Source organism: Mesobacillus maritimus, assembly GCF_023715205.1.
Classification (GTDB): Bacteria; Bacillota; Bacilli; order Bacillales; family Cytobacillaceae; genus Mesobacillus_B; species Mesobacillus_B maritimus_C.
Map to the genome: position 1 here is coordinate 1 of NZ_JAMBNR010000007.1, position 19,153 is coordinate 19,153.

The window sequence follows — 19,153 nt, forward strand, 5'->3', positions numbered from 1 at the left end:
AAGGAAGTTATACAGGAGACCGTAAAATACGGTAGCCCTAGTTTCCTATTGACTAAATTCAATTATTAACATTGTTATCAAAAAAGATAGGGTTTAAACCCTTAATTTATTTTCACAGAAAAGAGCCTTTAAAAATTCGCGGTTCTATCTTTTCTAGCATTGTCATAAGATTTACTAGACTTGCTAAAAGAGGTGGAACCGTGAAACGTTTAAAAGGGACAGGAATGATTGTAACAGTTCAAGGGACAAGCCTATTCAAAGTAGTACTGGCTTTTATTTTTTTTCTAATAGCTGTTTTTACTTTTAGTGGATTGATGACATCGCTCAAGCCAGAGTACCGAATTGCCTCCAATTCGATCAATCAAGCTGCTAACAACATCAATGGTGAAATTTTATATAAGTTGATGGGGTGGGAAAATCACCAGTTTTTACAAACATTACCTGAACAGGCGGATTCGTTAAATCTATCGAATCTTGTTTTCAAACTTTCTACCAATATCAGTTTAGATGACCCTCGAAGTTTTCTGGGCAGAGAACTACCAGGCTTTGATTTATTTGATGGGAAAATCTTGGTTGCTGGTGAAGGTACCAATTATACAAATATGCCAATGGAATCAGCTCCGCCAATTGAGGTGCTACAAAGAGAACAAGAAGCTGCTCTTCAGAATACGGAAGAACTTGAAGGGGAAGGAAAGAATAAGGATACACCTGCTCCGCCAAAATCCACTGGAGATCGGAAAGTTGTTTATGTTTATTTCTCTCATAATCGTGAATCATACTTGCCTTACCTAGAAGGTGTTACAAATCCTGACTTGGCTTATCATTCGCAGGTGAACGTGACAAAAATTGGTGACCGTTTGAAGGAAACATTGGCAGACAAGGGGATCGGAACACATGTTGATAAAACCGATGTGATGGGGCAATTAAATCAAAAAGGTCTTGGTTTTGGGCATGCTTACCAAGAGTCCCGGTCTGTCGTCCAAACAGCAATGGCTGGCAATAGGGATCTACAATATATCATTGATATTCATCGAGACGCACGCAGAAAGAAGGATACAACGGTAACAATTGATGGAAAGTCTTATGCTAAGCTCGCATTCGTAATCGGTGGAAAAAACCAAAACTATGAAAAGAACTTAAAACTCGCAAATCAAATTCATGAGCGCCTAGAAAAAGATTACAAAGGCTTAAGTCGGGGAATAATTGAAAATAAGGGTCCAGGACAGAACGGAGTATACAATCAGGATCTATCAGGGAATGCAATATTAATTGAGTTTGGCGGTGTAGATAATACATTTGAAGAACTATACCGGTCCGCTGATGCATTAGCCGATGTATTCAGTGAAGTTTATTGGCAAGCAGAAGAAGTGAATGCGGAGCCAGCTAATTAAGACAGTCCAAGGTGGTTATCACGATGAAGATGTTTATGCTAAAAGCTTTTTTACTAGTTTGTATGATGTTTATCTGCGTTCTTACTGGAATGCAATTAGCTAATAATGGCATACATGATATGAAGGGTTATGAAGATCCGAATTTCAATTCAGTAGTCTCCGTGAAAGAAAATGAAGAAGGGGCGGTCGAGGGGGCTTTTTTAGGAAATGACCTATCGAGCCATGATCTTCAACAGAAAAAGGAAAAGTTAGAAAAAATGGAGGCTTTTAATCTCTTTTCCACAATGGGGAAAAAACTGGCAGATGGTTTTGAAGTTGGGGTTGAAAAATCACTAGAGTTTATAACAAACAAGGAAAGTTGAAAGAAACAGGGGAAGTTCCTGTTTCTTTTTCTTTTGGTTGTTAAAGCACAATGTAGAAGTGTGATTTCAATAATAATTGAATCTTCATCTAGCTACTGATATAATCAAAAAATAGTGTGTATGCGCGAGAACAGTAGGAGTGAAGCACCAATGAATAGAGAAGAAAAATTGAAAAGACAATCGAAAATCCGGAATTTTTCGATTATCGCTCATATTGACCACGGGAAATCAACTTTAGCTGACCGTATCTTAGAGAAAACCAATGCGTTAACCGCACGTGAGATGAAGGACCAGTTACTTGACTCCATGGATTTAGAGCGTGAACGAGGAATTACCATTAAACTAAACTCAGTCCAGCTAAAGTATAAAGCAAAAGATGGTGAGGTTTATACATTCCACCTTATTGATACTCCAGGACATGTGGACTTTACGTATGAAGTTTCACGAAGCCTTGCAGCATGTGAAGGTGCCATCCTGGTTGTCGATGCGGCTCAAGGGATTGAAGCACAAACGCTAGCAAACGTTTATTTAGCTCTCGACAATGATTTGGAAATCATGCCTGTAATTAATAAAATCGATCTACCTAGTGCTGAACCAGAGCGCGTAAGGGCGGAGATTGAAGACGTTATTGGCCTTGATGCGTCGGATGCTGTGTTAGCATCGGCTAAAGCTGGAATTGGAATTGAAGAAATTCTTGAACAAGTTGTAGAGAAAATCCCAGCTCCCGAAGGAGATCCTGATGCTCCATTGAAAGCCCTCATTTTTGACTCATTATATGATGCATATCGAGGGGTTGTTGCTTATATCCGTGTCGTAGATGGAACGGTTAAAGCAGGAGATAAAATCAAAATGATGGCGACAGGAAAAGAATTTGAGGTAACAGAGGTTGGAGTGTTTAATCCGAAACCGCTTGTCACTGAAGAATTATCTGTTGGGGATGTAGGTTTTTTAACTGCTGCAATTAAAAACGTGAGCGATACCCGTGTTGGGGATACAATTACAAATGCAAAAAATGGTTCGACAGAGCCTTTACCAGGTTATCGTAAGTTGAATCCGATGGTATATTGTGGACTTTATCCGATTGATACATCTAAATTCAATGACTTGCGAGAAGCATTGGAAAAACTCGAGTTAAATGATTCAGCTTTACAATATGAGCCAGAGACTTCTCAAGCATTAGGATTTGGATTCCGGTGTGGCTTCCTTGGGTTGTTGCATATGGAAATTATCCAAGAGCGGATTGAACGCGAATTTAAGATTGACCTAATTACTACAGCTCCAAGTGTTATTTACCATGTCCACATGACAGATGGCACTGAGATCAAGGTTGATAATCCGGCCAATATGCCGGATCCACAAAAAATTGATCGGATTGAGGAGCCGTATGTTAAAGCAACGATGATGGCACCAAACGACTATGTTGGTGCAATAATGGAGCTGTGCCAGGATAAACGCGGAAACTTTATTGATATGCAATACTTGGATGAAAATAGGGTAAGCATTATTTATGAAATCCCGCTGTCGGAAATTGTATATGATTTCTTTGATCAATTAAAATCTAGTACAAAAGGATATGCCTCCTTTGACTACGAACTAATTGGATATAAACCATCAAAACTCGTTAAAATGGATATTCTTCTTAACGGGGAAAAAGTAGATGCTCTAAGCTTTATCGTTCATAGAGATTTCGCTTATGAACGGGGTAAGATAATTGTTGAGAAGCTAAAAGAATTAATCCCAAGACAGCAATTTGAAGTTCCGGTTCAGGCTGCGATTGGGACGAAAATTGTTGCTCGTTCATCCATTAAGGCCATTCGAAAAAATGTCTTAGCCAAATGTTATGGTGGCGATATTTCACGTAAACGGAAGTTGCTAGAAAAACAAAAAGAAGGTAAAAAGCGCATGAAACAGGTTGGATCTGTAGAAGTGCCGCAAGAAGCCTTCATGGCTGTCTTAAAGATGGATGACAGTTCGAAAAAACAGTAGGGGATTTCTTAAGGAGGTTAGACCGGTAGCAAGATTCGGCCGGCTCTAACCTCTTTTTTAAAGGCTGTTTTCGTAAAGTTTGATGTTAAAATCCTAATACCGATTTTAACGCAGAATAAGACTAAGTTTTCAAGCCCATTCTCCAAATCTACATTAAAAATATAGGTAAGGCTTAATATTTTATTTCTGATAGCAACAAAGCTTTAAGAAAAGAGCCTCGAAAAAAGATGTCTAGTTCAACACTTGTTTTTTCAAAAAGAGACAAGAGAGCTTTTAGAAAGAAGTGATTAGAATGTTAAAAGCTGCTTATATTCATATCCCATTTTGTCATCATATTTGTCATTATTGTGATTTCAATAAAGTGTTTATGGCTAGGCAACCTGTGGAAGACTATTTGCTCAGCTTAAAAAAAGAAATGGGAATTTCCATGAAAGAGAATCCTGTTCCCTATTTTCGATCTGTTTTCGTAGGTGGAGGGACACCAACAGCTTTAGATGAACGTCAATTGGAACTATTAGTAGAATCCATTCACGAAATATTGCCATACGATCAACAAACTGAATATACGTTTGAAGCAAATCCGGGAGATTTGTCAAAGGAAAAGTTAAGGATTTTAAAAGCTGCTGGCGTGAACCGACTTAGTTTTGGAGTTCAGTCTTTTAATGATGACCTATTGAAGAAGATCGGCAGGTCGCATCGAGCAGAGGATGTATTCAAGTCGATTCATGAAGCGCAGGATATAGGTTTTGAAAATATTAGTGTTGATTTAATTTATAGCTTGCCAGGACAAACGATTGAGGATTTTGAGGCAACATTAAAAACAGCACTGGATTTGGAACTAGTACACTACTCAGGATACTCACTCATTATTGAGCCGAAGACCGTTTTTTATAATCTCTTAAATAAAGGGAAACTTCGTCTACCGGGAGAGGATATTGAGGCGAGAATGTATGAAATGTTAATGGATAAAATGGAAGCGAGAGGGTTGAAACAGTACGAAATTAGTAATTTTGCGATCCCAGGATTTGAGAGTTACCACAACCTTACTTATTGGAACAATGATGAATATTTTGGTTTTGGTGCAGGGGCGCATAGTTATGTGAATGGCTATCGAAGATCCAATTATGGTCCGTTGAAAAAGTATATGGACCCTTTGAACGAGGGGAACCTCCCGTTAATGGACAATCATTTAACGACAAAAAGTGAGCGGATGGAAGAGGAAATGTTCCTTGGCTTGCGAAAGACAGAAGGTGTCTCAATTCCACGCTTTACCGAGAAATTCCAAGTGAATCCAGAGGTTCTTTTTGTGGAAGAGATCAAGGATTTAACCGCCAGAAAATTATTAGTAGTTGATGAAAATCATATCAAGTTAACAAGGAATGGGCGCTTGCTTGGAAATGAGGTTTTTCAATCTTTTCTTGGGATATCAAATGATTGACAGCAACGCTATTTATTGATAATTTATTATTAGATTTAGCACTCGTTAGGTGAGAGTGCTAACAGAGGTGATGAGTGTTGTTAACAGACAGGCAAGTATTGATTTTACAGGTGATTGTTGATGACTTTATCCGCACCGCTCAACCGGTGGGATCAAGAAGCTTGTCGAAAAAAGAAGAGATTTTGTTCAGCTCGGCGACAATTCGTAATGAGATGGCCGATTTGGAAGAGCTCGGTTTTATTGAGAAAACACACACTTCATCAGGGAGGGTTCCTTCCGAGAAGGGGTATCGATACTATGTCGACCATTTATTGTTACCACAAAAGTTGAATCGGTCGGAAATCCAAACCGTTAGATCAATTTTTGCTGAACAAATTTATGAGCTAGAAAAGATCGTTCAAAAGTCAGCAAGGATTCTATCGGAATTAACGAGTTATACCTCGATTGTGTTAGGTCCAACGGTTAACGAAAATAAACTTAAGAAACTACAAATTATTCCGTTGAATCAGGATACTGCGATTGCTATTATTGTTACTGATACTGGTCATGTCGAGAATCGTACATTCCATTTTCCTGCTAGTGTTGATCCTGGGGACGTCGAAAAAATGGTGAATATCCTGAATGAGCGTCTTTCAGGTATTCCGCTTGTGGATTTAAATACGCGTATTTACAAAGAGGTTGCCTCAATCCTAAGACAGCATATAAAAAGTTATGATGTCTTGATGGGGTCTTTATCTGAAACGCTATCGATTCCAGCAAGTGAAAAAGTCTTTTTTGGCGGTAAAACCAATATGTTAAACCAACCAGAGTTTAATGATATTGACAAGATTCGAAATCTCATGACGATGATTGAGCAAGAGGATGGGATTTCCCAGATTATTCGAAAAAACCCTAAGGGGATTAATGTGAAAATCGGTAGAGAAAATAATAACTCGGCAATGGATGATTGTAGTTTGATTACAGCAACCTATTCAATTGGAGACGAACAGCTAGGGACCATAGCAGTTCTTGGACCTACTCGGATGGAATATTCGAGGGTAATTAGCCTACTTGACTTTATTAGTGCAGATTTATCAAAGGTATTAACGAATCTGTATCAAAACAAATGAGCATGGAAATATTGTTAAGGGTGGAACTGCATCCGTTCAGGGTCATCCCTTAACATGTTAAAAAGTGTTCAAAAAATAGAAGAACTGGCCCTAATCTGACCAGTACTAGAGCGAAGCCTTTGGCCTTTGCTTTAGATTTCCTTTAAGGGAGGTGAGTTTGAACATGGAAGAGAAAAACAACATCGCACCAGAAATGGATCAGTCCGAAGAAACTCAGCAAGAGGAAGTTGTTGAAGTAGTTTTTGCTGAAGAACAAACGGACGAAACGAATCAAGGTTCCTCTTCAGAAGAGTCACTAGAAGAAGCGAACTTAGCTAAAATAACTGAATTAGAAGCGAAGCTTGAGGAAACGGAGAATCGTTATTTACGACTTCAAGCTGATTTTGATAATTTCCGTCGCCGTTCAAGATTAGACCTTGAAGCAAGTGCAAAGTACCGAGCTCAAAGTCTAGTAACAGAATTATTACCGGCGCTTGATAATTTTGAAAGAGCAATGCAAATGGAAGTAGATAATGAACAAGCCAAATCCCTTCAAAAAGGAATGGAAATGGTTTATCAGGGTTTGCTAACTGCTCTTAAAAATGAAGGTGTTGAGCAAATTGAAGCAGTAGGTCAAGAATTTGATCCACATCGACACCAAGCGGTGATGCAAGACAATGACGAAAACTATGGTTCGAACATTGTTGTAGCAGAATTGCAAAAAGGATACATCTTGAAGGACCGTGTAATCCGTCCGTCAATGGTAAAAGTAAATCAATAGTTTGTATACATATTAGTGGGGAGGTAATATTCCATGAGTAAAGTTATTGGAATTGATTTAGGAACAACAAACTCTTGTGTTTCCGTGTTAGAAGGGGGAGAACCAAAGGTTGTCCCGAATCCAGAAGGGAACAGAACGACTCCATCTGTTGTTGCTTTTAAAAACGGTGAACGCCAGGTAGGGGAAGTCGCAAAACGTCAAAGCATCACAAACCCTAACACGATTATGTCCATTAAGCGTCATATGGGAACATCTCATACTGTTGAGATCGAAGGGAAAAAATATACACCTCAAGAAGTATCAGCTATTATTCTTCAACATTTGAAATCTTATGCAGAAGATTATTTAGGTGAACCTGTAACAAAGGCTGTAGTTACTGTACCTGCTTATTTCAATGATGCAGAGCGTCAAGCAACGAAAGATGCTGGTAAAATTGCAGGCCTTGAAGTAGAGCGTATTATCAACGAACCTACAGCTGCAGCACTTGCTTACGGTCTTGATAAAATGGAAGAAGACCAAACCATTCTTGTCTATGACCTTGGTGGTGGAACGTTTGACGTTTCAATCCTAGAATTAGGTGACGGTGTATTTGAAGTTAAGTCAACAGCTGGAGACAATCGTCTTGGTGGAGACGACTTTGACCAGGTCATCATCGATTATTTAGTAGCTGAATTTAAAAAAGAAAACGGAATTGATTTATCACAAGATAAAATGGCAGGCCAACGTTTAAAAGATGCGGCAGAAAAAGCAAAGAAAGATTTATCTGGTGTAACATCGACACAAATTTCCTTGCCATTTATCACTGCAGGAGAGGCTGGTCCACTTCACTTAGAAGTAAACCTAACACGTGCGAAATTCGAAGAACTTTCTTCTGATCTTGTTGAACGTACAATGGGCCCAACTCGTCAAGCGTTACGCGATGCAGGATTAAGTGCATCAGAGATTGATAAAGTAATCCTTGTTGGTGGTTCCACTCGTATTCCGGCAGTACAAGAAGCGATTAAGAAAGAAACTGGAAAAGAACCTCATAAGGGAGTAAATCCAGATGAAGTTGTTGCAATGGGTGCGGCAATTCAAGGTGGAGTTATCACTGGGGATGTAAAAGATGTTGTCCTTCTTGACGTTACACCACTGTCACTTGGTATCGAAACAATGGGTGGCGTATTTACAAAATTGATTGATCGCAATACTACAATTCCAACATCTAAATCTCAAGTATTCTCAACTGCTGCAGACAGTCAAACAGCTGTTGATATCCATGTTCTTCAAGGGGAACGCCCGATGGCAGCAGACAACAAAACATTAGGTCGCTTCCAATTGACTGATATCCCACCAGCTCCACGTGGTGTGCCTCAAATCGAGGTAAGCTTTGATATCGACAAGAACGGAATTGTCAATGTTCGTGCGAAAGATTTAGGCACAAACAAAGAACAAGCTATCACAATTAAATCTTCTACTGGCTTATCAGATGAAGAAATTGATAAAATGGTACGTGAAGCAGAAGAAAATGCGGAAGCTGACAAAAAGCGTAAAGAAGAAGTTGATCTTCGCAATGAAGCAGATCAGTTAGTCTTTACTACTGAAAAGACGCTTAAGGATCTTGAAGGCAAAGTAGAAGAAGCCGAAGTTACGAAAGCGAATGAAGCGAAAGATGAGTTAAAAGCGGCTATCGAGAAAAATGATCTTGAAGAAATCCGTAGCAAGAAGGATGCATTACAAGAAATCGTTCAAAACTTGACGATGAAACTTTATGAGCAAGCTGCACAGGCACAGCAAGCAGCTCAAGGCCAAGAAGGTCAAGCTGATAAAGACAATGTTGTAGATGCTGAATTCGAAGAAGTAGACGATAAAAAATAAGCATTAGCAATCAAAAAGTCAAAGTCAGGTCCTTCTTGGCTTTGACTTTTTATTCGTTTTGATGATGGTTTAGTTTAAAGTGTGGATGGATATATATTGCACTCTTTGAGCTGTGAATGGTAAAATTACCTTTATGTGAAAAGAATCGGGAGTGTTCTAAAAATGAGTAAACGTGATTATTATGAGGTTCTTGGTGTCAGTAAAGAGGCATCTAAAGATGAGATAAAGAAAGCGTATCGTAAGCTCTCAAAAAAATATCATCCAGATATTAATAAAGAGCCTGATGCTGATGAAAAATTTAAAGAAGTAAAAGAAGCTTATGAAACATTAAGTGATGATCAGAAACGTGCTCACTATGATCAATTTGGCCATACTGATCCAAACCAAGGTTTTGGTGGTGGTGACTTCGGTGGTGGCTTCGGAGGCTTCGAAGATATCTTTAATAGTTTCTTCGGTGGCGGTGGCGGTAGAAGACGTGACCCGAATGCCCCTAGACAAGGTGCAGACCTACAATACACAATGACTCTTTCATTTGAGGAAGCGGTCTTTGGAAAAGAAACCGATATTGAAATACCACGTGAAGAGACTTGTGACACCTGTAAGGGATCTGGTGCGAAACCAGGTACAAAGGTTGATACTTGTGGACACTGTCATGGTACGGGCGAATTAAACATTACCCAAAATACACCATTTGGTAGGATTGTAAACCGTCGGGTTTGTTCATACTGTAATGGAACAGGGAAAGAAATTAAAGAAAAATGCCGTACATGTTCTGGTGCTGGAAAAGTGAAGAAACGTAATAAAATCAATGTGAAAATTCCTGCAGGTGTTGATGATGGTCAACAGCTACGCGTTGCCGGTAAAGGGGAGCCAGGTATCAATGGCGGCCCAGCAGGAGATTTATATATTGTCTTCCATGTTCGTTCCCATGAGTTCTTTGAGCGTGATGGCGATGACATTTATTGTGAAATGCCAATTACGTTTGTTCAGTCAGCACTAGGCGATGAAATTGAAGTGCCAACTGTTCATGGTCGTGTGAAGTTGAAAATTCCTGCTGGTACACAAACAGGAACTCGTTTTAGATTAAAAGGCAAGGGTGTTCCAAATGTCAGAGGGTATGGTCAAGGTGACCAACATATTATCGTAAAAGTTGTAACGCCTACGAAATTAACGGAGAAACAAAAGCAGTTATTACGGGAGTTTGCCGAAATCAGTGGTCAAGAGCCATTGGGAGAACATGAAGAAAGCTTTTTTTCAAAAGTAAAAAGAGCCTTTAAGGGTGAATAATGAAGGAGCGGTTTTTTTATGAAATGGTCTGAAATTGGGATTTTAACAACGAATGAAGCGGTTGAACCAATCTCAAATATTTTACATGAAGCAGGGGCTAGTGGAGTTGTAATTGAAGACCCGTTAGACCTAATAAAAGAGAGAGAAGACCAGTTCGGAGAAATCTACCAGCTTAATCCTGAAGATTACCCTAAAGAAGGAGTTATTATAAAAGCCTATCTTCCCGTTAATAGCCATTTAGCTGAGACAGTAGAAGAAATCAAACTAGCCATTAATAATCTGGTTCAATATAATATCGATATAGGTAAAAACAAAGTGTCTCTCAGTGAGGTCCGTGAGGAAGAATGGGCTACAGCTTGGAAGCAATATTATCATCCAGTGAAAATTTCTGAGAAATTTACGATTGTCCCGACATGGGAAGACTATACACCTGCAAACCGTGATGAATTAATTATTGAACTAGATCCGGGAATGGCGTTTGGGACAGGGACTCACCCCACAACCGTTTTATGTATCCAAGCGTTAGAGCGTACCGTGCAAGAAGCCGACCGGGTAGTGGATGTTGGGACAGGTTCAGGAGTCCTCAGTGTTGCTGCTGCGAAATTAGGTGCGAGTACAATTGAGGCCCTTGATCTCGATGAAGTAGCGGTAAGGGTCGCAAAGGAAAATATTGAGCTTAATAAGGTTCAGGATAAGGTTCAAGTTCGTCAAAACAATTTGCTAAATGGTGTGAATGGGCAAGCGGATTTAATTGTTGCAAACATTTTAGCTGAAGTCATCCTTCGCTTTGTAGATGATGCAAGCCGACTTGTAAAACAGGGTGGATATTTTATTACCTCGGGCATCATCAAACAAAAGGAAGAGATTGTGAAAGATGCGATTGTCAATGCCGGTTTTTCCATAGAAGAAGTCATGACGATGGAAGATTGGGTTGCTATTATTGCGAAAAAGTAACAAATGAGGAAAGGGGGCTCTCTTAATCCCCTTTTTTTCTGTTGTTAAAATAGAAATGAATCTTTAATCTGAATAGCTATTAAGATTTTATAGGTAAAATTGAATAATTCTAATCGCAAGGGAAGGTGCGTTGATGCAACGCTATTTTGTTAATAATCCTTCAGAAGATGGCCGCTTCCAAATAATTGGCGATGATTACCATCATCTTGTTCGGGTTATGAGAATGAAGCAAGGCGATCAAATCATCTGTGTTTCACCTAACGGGGACAGTGCGCTTTGTGAAATTGCAGAAATTACCGCTGACCAAGCAATAGCAGACATTGTAAAATGGAATGAGGATTCTCCTGAACTCCCTATTCAAATTACAATTGCGAGCGGACTGCCCAAAGGGGATAAACTTGAGTTGATTATTCAAAAAGGGACAGAGCTTGGAGCGTATGGATTTATCCCTTTTATTGCAGCTCGCTCTGTTGTGAAATGGGATGAGAAAAAAAGCAAGAAAAAAGTTGAGCGCTGGCAAAAGATTGCAAAAGAAGCTGCAGAGCAGTCCCATCGAACAAAGATTCCAAACGTTGAGGAACCTTTCAACTTTAAAGAGCTTGTTGAGTTAGGGAATCAATTTGATTACAAGTTAATTGCTTATGAGGAAGAGGCTAGGAAAGGAGAAGCATCTGTACTTGTTGATGTTTTTAGTACGATGCAGCCTAAACAGTCTTTACTAGTAGTATTTGGTCCTGAAGGTGGACTGACTGAAAAAGAAGTGGCTATGTTAACGGAGAAAGGGTTTCTTTCTTGTGGTTTAGGGCCACGAATTTTGAGGACAGAGACGGCACCATTATATTTGCTGTCTGCTGCTTCTTATCATTTTGAATTAATGAGGTGAAGAAAATGCCTACAGTTGCTTTCCATACACTTGGATGTAAAGTAAACCACTATGAAACAGAGGCAATCTGGCAATTATTTAAAGAACAAAACTATGACCGTGTAGAATTTGAATCTACTGCGGACGTTTATGTTATTAATACATGTACCGTGACTAACACGGGGGATAAAAAAAGTAGACAAGTGATTCGTCGAGCTGTACGTAAAAACCCTGATGCCGTTATTTGTGTAACTGGATGTTATGCGCAAACTTCACCAGCAGAGATTATGGCAATTCCTGGTGTTGATATTGTTGTAGGAACTCAAGACCGAGTGAAAATGCTTGAGTATATTGAACAATATAAAACGGAACGTCAACCAATTAATGGTGTTCGTAATATTATGAAAAACCGAGTTTACGAAGAATTGGATGTTCCGGCGTTTACCGATCGAACTAGAGCCTCTCTTAAAATTCAAGAAGGCTGCAACAATTTCTGTACATTCTGTATAATCCCTTGGGCGCGAGGATTGATGAGATCACGTGATCCGCAAGAAGTTATTAGACAAGCTCAACAACTTGTTGATGCTGGTTATAAAGAAATTGTTCTCACAGGTATCCATACCGGTGGATATGGCGAGGATATGAAGGATTATAACTTAGCTCGCTTGCTAACGGACCTTGAAGCAAATGTAAAAGGTTTAAAGAGATTACGTATTTCTTCAATTGAAGCTAGCCAAATCACAGATGAAGTGATTGAGGTTATTGATCGATCGAATATTATTGTGCGCCATTTGCACATTCCTATCCAATCTGGTTCGGATACAGTACTGAAGAGAATGCGTCGTAAGTATACAATGGCATTCTTTGCGGAACGTTTAAACCGTTTAAAAGAAGTGTTACCAGGCCTAGCTGTTACTTCTGATGTTATCGTTGGCTTCCCAGGCGAAACTGAAGATGAGTTTATGGAAACTTATAATTTTATTAAAGACCATCAGTTCTCTGAGCTTCATGTTTTCCCTTACTCAAAACGTACAGGTACTCCTGCTGCTCGGATGGAAGACCAAGTAGATGAAGAAGTAAAAAATGAGCGGGTGCACCGTCTTTTGACATTAAATGACCAATTGGCGAAAGAGTATGCCTCTCAATTTGAAGAAGAAGTGCTTGAAGTCATCCCTGAAGAACGTTATTCGGAAAAAGAAGGTTATTATGTAGGATATACAGATAATTATCTAAAGGTAATCTTGCCGGCAACAGAAGATATGGTAGGGAAAATTGTGAAAGTGAAAATTACAAAAGCAGGTTACCCGTATAGTGAAGGACAATTTGTACGAGTAATCGACGAAGAAGTCGTAGATGAAAAAGCTGCTATTTAATAGTTAAAGGGAGTTGCATAAGCAATTCCCTTTTTTCATTTGGCTCTTTTCTTAAAACTTGTTGCTTTCTAGAAAAATAAAGAGAAACACTTTATTTTCACTGGAAAGAACTATTAGATTAGGAGAAAAGGGCCTGCAAACTTAGTACGAACACACAATTTGGCTAATTCTGCGTTAAATTCGCTTTAAGATTTTAACAAAGATCGTTACGATCACAGCCTTTTCTGTTCTACGTTAACAGCCAAATGTCTTAATCGTGAGCTCGCAACGGGCTAGTTTTTTCTTACTAACTATTACTTCACTTCCGCTTTTCCGTGAAAATATAGAATCATTTTTCCGTATTGATTTGCAAATGGCAATACTACAAGGGACGACACTACATTAAATAGAACGCTAGCGTGAGCTAGTTGTACGTCAAGGCGATCAGCCGTTAATGGCGCGATTAAAGCATAATCATCAATAAATGGAAAGAAAAATAATGTCCCAGCTAAATTGAGCCATAAATGTGCATAAGCTGTTAACCGAGCTTCTCTTCCTGCACCAGTTGAGGCAAGTAAGGCGGTAGCACATGTCCCAATATTTGCGCCTAGCATCGCTGTTAAAGCAGGTGCAAATTGAAGGGTTCCTTCTGCCAGGAAACTCATTAAAATTCCAGACATGGCTGTACTGGACTGAATAATTGCTGTTATTAACGTGCCAGCAATTAAGCTGTAAAAAAGGCTATCGTTTATATGGTTAAGCATATTTTGAACAATCGATAAGCTTGTCAGGGGCTCTGCTAGAAAAGAAAAACCACGCATTGCCGCAAAAACTGCAGCCATCCCTAAGGATATGCGTCCAATGTTTTGGTTCCGCGCTCTTCCTGTGAACATAAGAATAGCTCCAAGTATCGCAAGTGGAACGATGAAAACGTCGATATCGATTGTAATGATTTCGAGTGTGAAAGTCGTCCCAATATTTGACCCAAGGATAATTCCAATCGATTGGCGAAAGGTCAATAAGCCGGCACTAATCAGCCCAATTGTAATAACCATGACTGCCGAACTACTGTGTAGTAAAGCAGTCACGATGATCCCTGCCAACATTCCTTTAAAGGGTGTATCTGTCATACTAGCGATCCATTTTTTCATTGTATCTGCGGACAGATTAAAGAGCCCTTTTCGAAGTCCCATCATTCCAAATAAAAATACAAGAACTAACAAAATAAATAATGCTAAATAGACCATCGTCCCCATCCTCTCTTCACTTTAATGTTTATGAGAATAAAATGTGGACATGCGTGAAATTTTTTGTCAGAATGGCTTATAACATTTAAAAGCACACAGATCAAGTCGTGTTTTCCTTTATCCCGCATTACTTGAGAGAGAGTAAGACTCCACTGAATGAAGTTTCATTTTATGGTATCTTTCTTGCGTGAGAAGGATGGTACAATAGTATAGTTTAAATCTCTTTATGTTTTTCTTCTTAGAAACCAAAACCCTATTGACCAGTAAAGGGAATGCTAGAGCTAATAAGGGTGTTTATTGTTGTGTATATTTTAGGCAATAATATTTTGTCTATCTTCATTTATTCAGTTGACCTTATACGATGGTTATATTATAATTGCAAAGTACATGGTATCCATGTGTTTTCATGTAAGTGTGTTGTGTTCGGAGGGAGGGAAAGAGAATGTCTAAAACTGTTGTTCGCAAAAACGAATCGCTTGAAGATGCTCTTCGACGCTTCAAAAAAACTGTATCGAAATCAGGTACAATTCAAGAAGCTAGAAAGCGCGAATTCTATGAAAAGCCTAGTGTAAAGCGTAAGAAAAAGTCTGAAGCTGCTAGAAAACGCAAGTTCTAAGAGAGGGTGGAATCATATGAGTCTTCTCGAGCGTTTAAATAAAGATATAATCCAAGCGATGAAGAACAAGGAAAAAGACAAACTCACGACGTTTCGGATGATAAAGTCTTCCTTGCAAAACGAAGCAATTAAGCTCGGGAAGCAGGAGTTGTCCGAAGAGGAAGAGTTGACTGTACTTTCTCGCGAAATGAAACAACGCAAAGATTCCCTCCAGGAATTTGATAAAGCAGGTCGTGAAGACCTTGTTGAAAAATTGCGAATGGAATTATCCTACGTTGAAGCGTACATGCCTGAACAGTTAAGTGAAGAGGAGTTATCGAAATTCATTTCGGAGACCATCACTGAAGTTGGGGCATCGTCGAAAGCTGAAATGGGTAAAGTGATGGCTGCTTTAATGCCTAAAGTAAAGGGTAAAGCAGATGGTTCACTTGTTAATAAACTTGTACAACAACACCTTTCATAAAAAAACTTGTACTGGCCGTAAGCATTTTGCTTACGGCTTTTAATATATCTGAGGGAAGAACATATGGTAACATAAGCTTATACATAAACTTTCATGCAAGTATTAAGCGACAAGTTGCATATATTTCTTAATTTAAATTAAGGAATGAAACCATTTGGGCATGATATCCGTAATATAGGAAGCCGTAAAAAAGGAAAGAAAGGGGGGAGAACTTGAAAAGGAGTCGAGCTTTTATATTGTTCTTCATGCTACTAGCATTTATGGCATCGTTCATTCCTGAAGAAATCACGGCGGCTAAAGAAGCAGAAACAATCTATGTTGTTCCTGTTGAAGAAACGGTTGAGAAAGGGCTTTTTGCTTTTTTAAACAGAGCTGTTTCGGAAGCGGAGAAAAATCAAGCTTCTGCCATTATTTTTGAAGTGAATACTCCAGGTGGTGCTGTGGATGCGGCTAGTGAAATTGGAAAGCTGTTTACATCCACGGACCTTCGAACGATTGCATTTGTGAATAAACAAGCCTTATCTGCCGGAGCGTTTATATCGTTGAATGCGGATGAAATTTATATGGTGCCTGGTGCAACAATGGGCTCTGCTGCAATCATTGACCAAAGTGGTAATGCAGCTGATAAGAAAGCACAATCTTATTGGCTTGCAGCAATGAGAAGTGCTGCTCAAGAGTCAGGCCGTGATCCTATTTATGCTGAGGCCATGGCAGAAGAGAGTGTGGATCTGCCGGAGTACGGTGCAGGCAAAGGGGCGCTATTAACCCTGACAACAGAACAAGCGCTAGAGGTAGGGTATTCTGAAGGTACTGTTGAAAATTTAGAGCAGTTAATTGAAACATTGGGATATGAGAATGCGACAATTAAAAGAGTAGATGAAACTTTTGCTGAAAAGGTAGCGCGGTTTATTACAAACCCCGTAGTTGTCCCGATCTTGTTATCAATTGGCAGCCTAGGTTTAGTAGTCGAGCTTTATTCTCCAGGGTTTGGAATTCCTGGTGCCATGGGAATTACTTCTTTACTTTTATTCTTCTATGGTCATCTCGTAGCTGGATTAGCGGGCTATGAAGCACTTATTTTATTTGCTGTCGGAATTGGCTTATTAATTTTGGAGTTATTTGTTCCTGGAGGAATTATTGGAATCATTGGTTTTATCGCTGTTATTGCTAGCTTCTTTCTTGCATCAGGAAATGTTGTTCATATGGGAATCTCCCTGTTAATTGCTCTCTTTGTTGCGATACTAGTTTCAATCCTAATGGTAAAGGTGATGGGAAAGAGGATGAAATTTTTCAGGAAAATAATCCTTACTGATTCAACTAGTACGGAAGATGGATATATTTCTAATAAAACACGAACTGAACTAGTTGGTTTAGAGGGTGTAACTGTTACGGCATTAAGGCCAGCAGGGACTGTGCTGATTGGCGACGAACGAATTGATGTTGTCAGTGAGGGGAGTTTTATTCAGAAAGATAAGAAGGTTAAAATTGTAAAAGCAGAAGGGTCTCGAATTGTTGTTCGGGAGTTAGTAGAATCTGAAGATTGATAGGAGGAGTTTTTATGGTTATGAGTACAAGTACGATTTTTGTTCTAGTAGCAGTTGTAATTGGAATTTTGCTACTAAGTGTTTTATTTACATTTGTACCTGTTATGCTCTGGATTTCAGCGTTAGCAGCAGGTGTTCGAGTTAGTATCTTTACGCTTATTGGAATGAGATTACGTCGGGTAATTCCTAGTCGCGTCATTAACCCGTTAATTAAGGCGCATAAAGCGGGTCTAGGGGTTTCAACTAACCAGTTGGAGAGTCATTACCTTGCTGGAGGGAACGTCGACCGAGTAGTGAACGCATTAATTGCCGCTCACCGTGCGAACATTGAACTAACTTTTGAAAGAGCCGCTGCGATTGATCTTGCAGGGCGTGATGTTTTAGAAGCTGTACAAATGAGTGTTAATCCTAAAGTAATTGAAACGCCATTTATTGCCGGTGTCGCAATGGATGGAATTGAAGTTAAAGCAAAAGCAAGAATTACCGTTCGAGCCAATATCGATCGCCTTGTCGGTGGTGCAGGTGAAGATACGATTGTGGCACGTGTTGGGGAAGGGATTGTTTCGACAATTGGTTCTTCTGATAATCACAAAAAGGTTTTGGAAAACCCTGATATGATTTCTCAAACGGTTCTTGCAAAGGGATTAGATGCTGGGACGGCTTTTGAAATTCTCTCGATTGATATTGCTGATGTGGACATCGGTAAAAACATTGGTGCTGAATTGCAAACAGAGCAAGCAGAGGCAGATAAGAAGATTGCCCAGGCTAAAGCTGAAGAGCGTCGTGCAATGGCGGTAGCTCAAGAGCAGGAAATGAAGGCACGTGTAGAAGAAATGAGAGCGAAAGTGGTTGAAGCAGAAGCGACTGTACCATTAGCGATGGCAGAGGCGTTAAAAGAAGGAAATATTGGTGTAATGGATTATATGAACATCCAAAATATCTCTGCGGATACGGACATGAGAGATTCCTTTGGTAAGCTCTCTGGTGGAAAGAAAGACGATAAGAAGAATGACTAAAAGGAATTCTAGTCTTGGAAGGGGGTAGATCAGATGGAGTTCTTATTTGAAAATCCCTTATTAATTTTTATCATAATGGGTATTCTTTCAAGTCTTTTTAGAAAAGGAAAAGAAGAACAAAAGCAGGAACCAAAAAGACCATCACGTCCTGTTCAACAACAAAGAAGTGATGGTCGAGCAAGCCAATCGGAAAGTATGGAGCCGACAATGGCACAAACAATAGAGCATGAAGAACCTAGAATGGATCCAAAGCAAATGGTTCCTGAAAACCCATTCCTCGATATTCAAAAAAAGTACGAGGAAAGAAGAAAAGAATTGGAACAAATTGCATCTGAACGAACTCATTCAAGTGTTAATCGGCCAACAGCTCCAACCCGAGCTGTCGATCCAAAAACCGATGGGGAGACATCACTTGACTTAACTCCAAGCCCAGATCGAGTAATCGAAGGTATTGCTTGGTCACAAGTTTTAGGACCGCCGCGCGCGCGTAACCCATACCACCGTGACCGACGGAGATAAACGTTTATTCCAACCGTTTCCAAACTGAAAAAGAAGTGCTAGAACCCCTTTTTGGCTCATAGATATGAGATGAAAGGGGGTTCTTTTTTTATGGCAAAAAAATGGAGCCAGCTCATACGAAATTGGATGACTCAAAAAATGGAACTTCCACCGGATGTCATGATGGATCTCCCCCGAATTACAATGGTTGGTCAAATCCATATTTATATTGAGAACCACCGTGGCTTATTGGCTTTCTCTGATAGGGAAGTTCGGCTGTTACTTGAGCAAGGTCAGCTGCTTGTAAAAGGGAAAGCGTTTGTTATAAAAATGATTTTACCAGAAGAAATCCTACTCGAAGGAAAAATCGACCAAGTGATATATATCAATGAATGATTCAGGAGGAAGGGC

18 protein-coding genes are annotated in these 19,153 nt (G+C 39.5%); 17 read left to right on the top strand and 1 reads right to left on the bottom strand.

Annotated elements, in window-relative coordinates:
• Positions 1–200: 200 nt before the first annotated feature.
• From spoIIP to mtaB, 11 genes are all read left to right on the top strand, one after another.
• Positions 201–1,391, top strand: coding sequence for a stage II sporulation protein P (gene spoIIP, locus M3182_RS11070; RefSeq protein WP_251436325.1), 1,191 nt, complete (start codon positions 201–203; stop codon positions 1,389–1,391).
• A gap of 23 nt (positions 1,392–1,414) precedes the next feature.
• Entirely contained in the window at positions 1,415–1,753 is a 339-nt protein-coding gene (locus M3182_RS11075; protein WP_251436328.1) for a YqxA family protein, read from the top strand.
• Positions 1,754–1,903: 150 nt separating this feature from the next.
• A complete protein-coding gene (gene lepA, locus M3182_RS11080) occupies positions 1,904–3,739 on the top strand; it encodes a translation elongation factor 4 (RefSeq protein WP_251436343.1) in 1,836 nt (611 codons plus the stop codon).
• Between the two features lie 292 nt (positions 3,740–4,031).
• Positions 4,032–5,177 carry a radical SAM family heme chaperone HemW gene (gene hemW, locus M3182_RS11085; RefSeq protein WP_251436345.1) on the top strand — a complete coding sequence of 382 codons (1,146 nt, stop codon included), beginning with the start codon at positions 4,032–4,034 and terminating at the stop codon, positions 5,175–5,177.
• Positions 5,178–5,254: 77 nt separating this feature from the next.
• Positions 5,255–6,286 carry a heat-inducible transcriptional repressor HrcA gene (hrcA, locus tag M3182_RS11090; RefSeq protein WP_251436347.1) on the top strand — a complete coding sequence of 344 codons (1,032 nt, stop codon included), beginning with the start codon at positions 5,255–5,257 and terminating at the stop codon, positions 6,284–6,286.
• Between the two features lie 163 nt (positions 6,287–6,449).
• Entirely contained in the window at positions 6,450–7,046 is a 597-nt protein-coding gene (gene grpE / locus M3182_RS11095) for a nucleotide exchange factor GrpE (protein WP_285867801.1), read from the top strand.
• Between the two features lie 33 nt (positions 7,047–7,079).
• Complete coding sequence (dnaK, locus tag M3182_RS11100; protein WP_251436349.1) at positions 7,080–8,903, top strand: molecular chaperone DnaK; 1,824 nt, start codon at positions 7,080–7,082, stop codon at positions 8,901–8,903.
• A gap of 162 nt (positions 8,904–9,065) precedes the next feature.
• Positions 9,066–10,190 (top strand): molecular chaperone DnaJ, encoded by a 1,125-nt coding sequence (dnaJ, locus tag M3182_RS11105; protein WP_251436350.1) that lies wholly within the window; start codon positions 9,066–9,068, stop codon positions 10,188–10,190.
• A gap of 18 nt (positions 10,191–10,208) precedes the next feature.
• Positions 10,209–11,144, top strand: a complete 936-nt coding sequence (prmA, locus tag M3182_RS11110) for a 50S ribosomal protein L11 methyltransferase (RefSeq protein WP_251436351.1) — start codon at positions 10,209–10,211, stop codon at positions 11,142–11,144.
• Between the two features lie 133 nt (positions 11,145–11,277).
• Positions 11,278–12,027: a 16S rRNA (uracil(1498)-N(3))-methyltransferase gene (locus M3182_RS11115; protein ID WP_251436352.1), complete on the top strand. Its 750-nt coding sequence runs from the start codon at positions 11,278–11,280 to the stop codon at positions 12,025–12,027.
• Between the two features lie 5 nt (positions 12,028–12,032).
• Complete coding sequence (gene mtaB / locus M3182_RS11120) at positions 12,033–13,379, top strand: tRNA (N(6)-L-threonylcarbamoyladenosine(37)-C(2))-methylthiotransferase MtaB (RefSeq protein ID WP_251558128.1); 1,347 nt, start codon at positions 12,033–12,035, stop codon at positions 13,377–13,379.
• A 293-nt stretch (positions 13,380–13,672) separates the two neighbouring features.
• Here the strand turns inward: mtaB and M3182_RS11125 are convergent, their stop codons facing one another.
• Positions 13,673–14,605 (bottom strand): Na/Pi symporter, encoded by a 933-nt coding sequence (locus M3182_RS11125; RefSeq protein WP_251436357.1) that lies wholly within the window; start codon positions 14,603–14,605, stop codon positions 13,673–13,675.
• A 442-nt stretch (positions 14,606–15,047) separates the two neighbouring features.
• Here M3182_RS11125 and rpsU point away from each other — a divergent pair, with 442 nt between their 5' ends.
• From rpsU to yqfC, 6 genes are all read left to right on the top strand, one after another.
• Positions 15,048–15,221 (top strand): 30S ribosomal protein S21, encoded by a 174-nt coding sequence (rpsU, locus tag M3182_RS11130; protein WP_090741070.1) that lies wholly within the window; start codon positions 15,048–15,050, stop codon positions 15,219–15,221.
• Between the two features lie 16 nt (positions 15,222–15,237).
• Positions 15,238–15,684: a GatB/YqeY domain-containing protein gene (locus M3182_RS11135; RefSeq protein ID WP_251436360.1), complete on the top strand. Its 447-nt coding sequence runs from the start codon at positions 15,238–15,240 to the stop codon at positions 15,682–15,684.
• A gap of 260 nt (positions 15,685–15,944) precedes the next feature.
• Entirely contained in the window at positions 15,945–17,228 is a 1,284-nt protein-coding gene (locus tag M3182_RS11140) for an NfeD family protein (protein WP_251558230.1), read from the top strand.
• 14 nt (positions 17,229–17,242) lie between these two features.
• On the top strand, positions 17,243–18,244 hold the full coding sequence (gene floA, locus M3182_RS11145) for a flotillin-like protein FloA (protein WP_490715551.1): 1,002 nt from the start codon (positions 17,243–17,245) through the stop codon (positions 18,242–18,244).
• A gap of 33 nt (positions 18,245–18,277) precedes the next feature.
• Positions 18,278–18,763 carry a YqfB family membrane protein gene (locus M3182_RS11150; RefSeq protein ID WP_251436362.1) on the top strand — a complete coding sequence of 162 codons (486 nt, stop codon included), beginning with the start codon at positions 18,278–18,280 and terminating at the stop codon, positions 18,761–18,763.
• Between the two features lie 90 nt (positions 18,764–18,853).
• Positions 18,854–19,138 (top strand): sporulation protein YqfC, encoded by a 285-nt coding sequence (gene yqfC / locus M3182_RS11155; RefSeq protein ID WP_251436365.1) that lies wholly within the window; start codon positions 18,854–18,856, stop codon positions 19,136–19,138.
• Positions 19,139–19,153 lie beyond the last annotated feature (15 nt).

Bases quoted from the DNA above. Each gene is read 5' to 3' on its own strand.
- grpE (WP_285867801.1), top strand. From the start codon at position 6,450: ATGGAAGAGAAAAACAACATCGCACCAGAAATGGATCAGTCCGAAGAA.
- M3182_RS11135 (WP_251436360.1), top strand. From the start codon at position 15,238: ATGAGTCTTCTCGAGCGTTTAAATAAAGATATAATCCAAGCGATGAAG.
- floA (WP_490715551.1), top strand. From the start codon at position 17,243: ATGGTTATGAGTACAAGTACGATTTTTGTTCTAGTAGCAGTTGTAATT.
- rpsU (WP_090741070.1), top strand. From the start codon at position 15,048: ATGTCTAAAACTGTTGTTCGCAAAAACGAATCGCTTGAAGATGCTCTT.
- lepA (WP_251436343.1), top strand. From the start codon at position 1,904: ATGAATAGAGAAGAAAAATTGAAAAGACAATCGAAAATCCGGAATTTT.
- dnaJ (WP_251436350.1), top strand. From the start codon at position 9,066: ATGAGTAAACGTGATTATTATGAGGTTCTTGGTGTCAGTAAAGAGGCA.
- M3182_RS11115 (WP_251436352.1), top strand. From the start codon at position 11,278: ATGCAACGCTATTTTGTTAATAATCCTTCAGAAGATGGCCGCTTCCAA.
- M3182_RS11140 (WP_251558230.1), top strand. From the start codon at position 15,945: ATGGCATCGTTCATTCCTGAAGAAATCACGGCGGCTAAAGAAGCAGAA.
- M3182_RS11150 (WP_251436362.1), top strand. From the start codon at position 18,278: ATGGAGTTCTTATTTGAAAATCCCTTATTAATTTTTATCATAATGGGT.
- yqfC (WP_251436365.1), top strand. From the start codon at position 18,854: ATGGCAAAAAAATGGAGCCAGCTCATACGAAATTGGATGACTCAAAAA.
- mtaB (WP_251558128.1), top strand. From the start codon at position 12,033: ATGCCTACAGTTGCTTTCCATACACTTGGATGTAAAGTAAACCACTAT.
- dnaK (WP_251436349.1), top strand. From the start codon at position 7,080: ATGAGTAAAGTTATTGGAATTGATTTAGGAACAACAAACTCTTGTGTT.
- M3182_RS11125 (WP_251436357.1), bottom strand. From the start codon at position 14,605: ATGGTCTATTTAGCATTATTTATTTTGTTAGTTCTTGTATTTTTATTT.
- M3182_RS11075 (WP_251436328.1), top strand. From the start codon at position 1,415: ATGAAGATGTTTATGCTAAAAGCTTTTTTACTAGTTTGTATGATGTTT.
- prmA (WP_251436351.1), top strand. From the start codon at position 10,209: ATGAAATGGTCTGAAATTGGGATTTTAACAACGAATGAAGCGGTTGAA.
- hemW (WP_251436345.1), top strand. From the start codon at position 4,032: ATGTTAAAAGCTGCTTATATTCATATCCCATTTTGTCATCATATTTGT.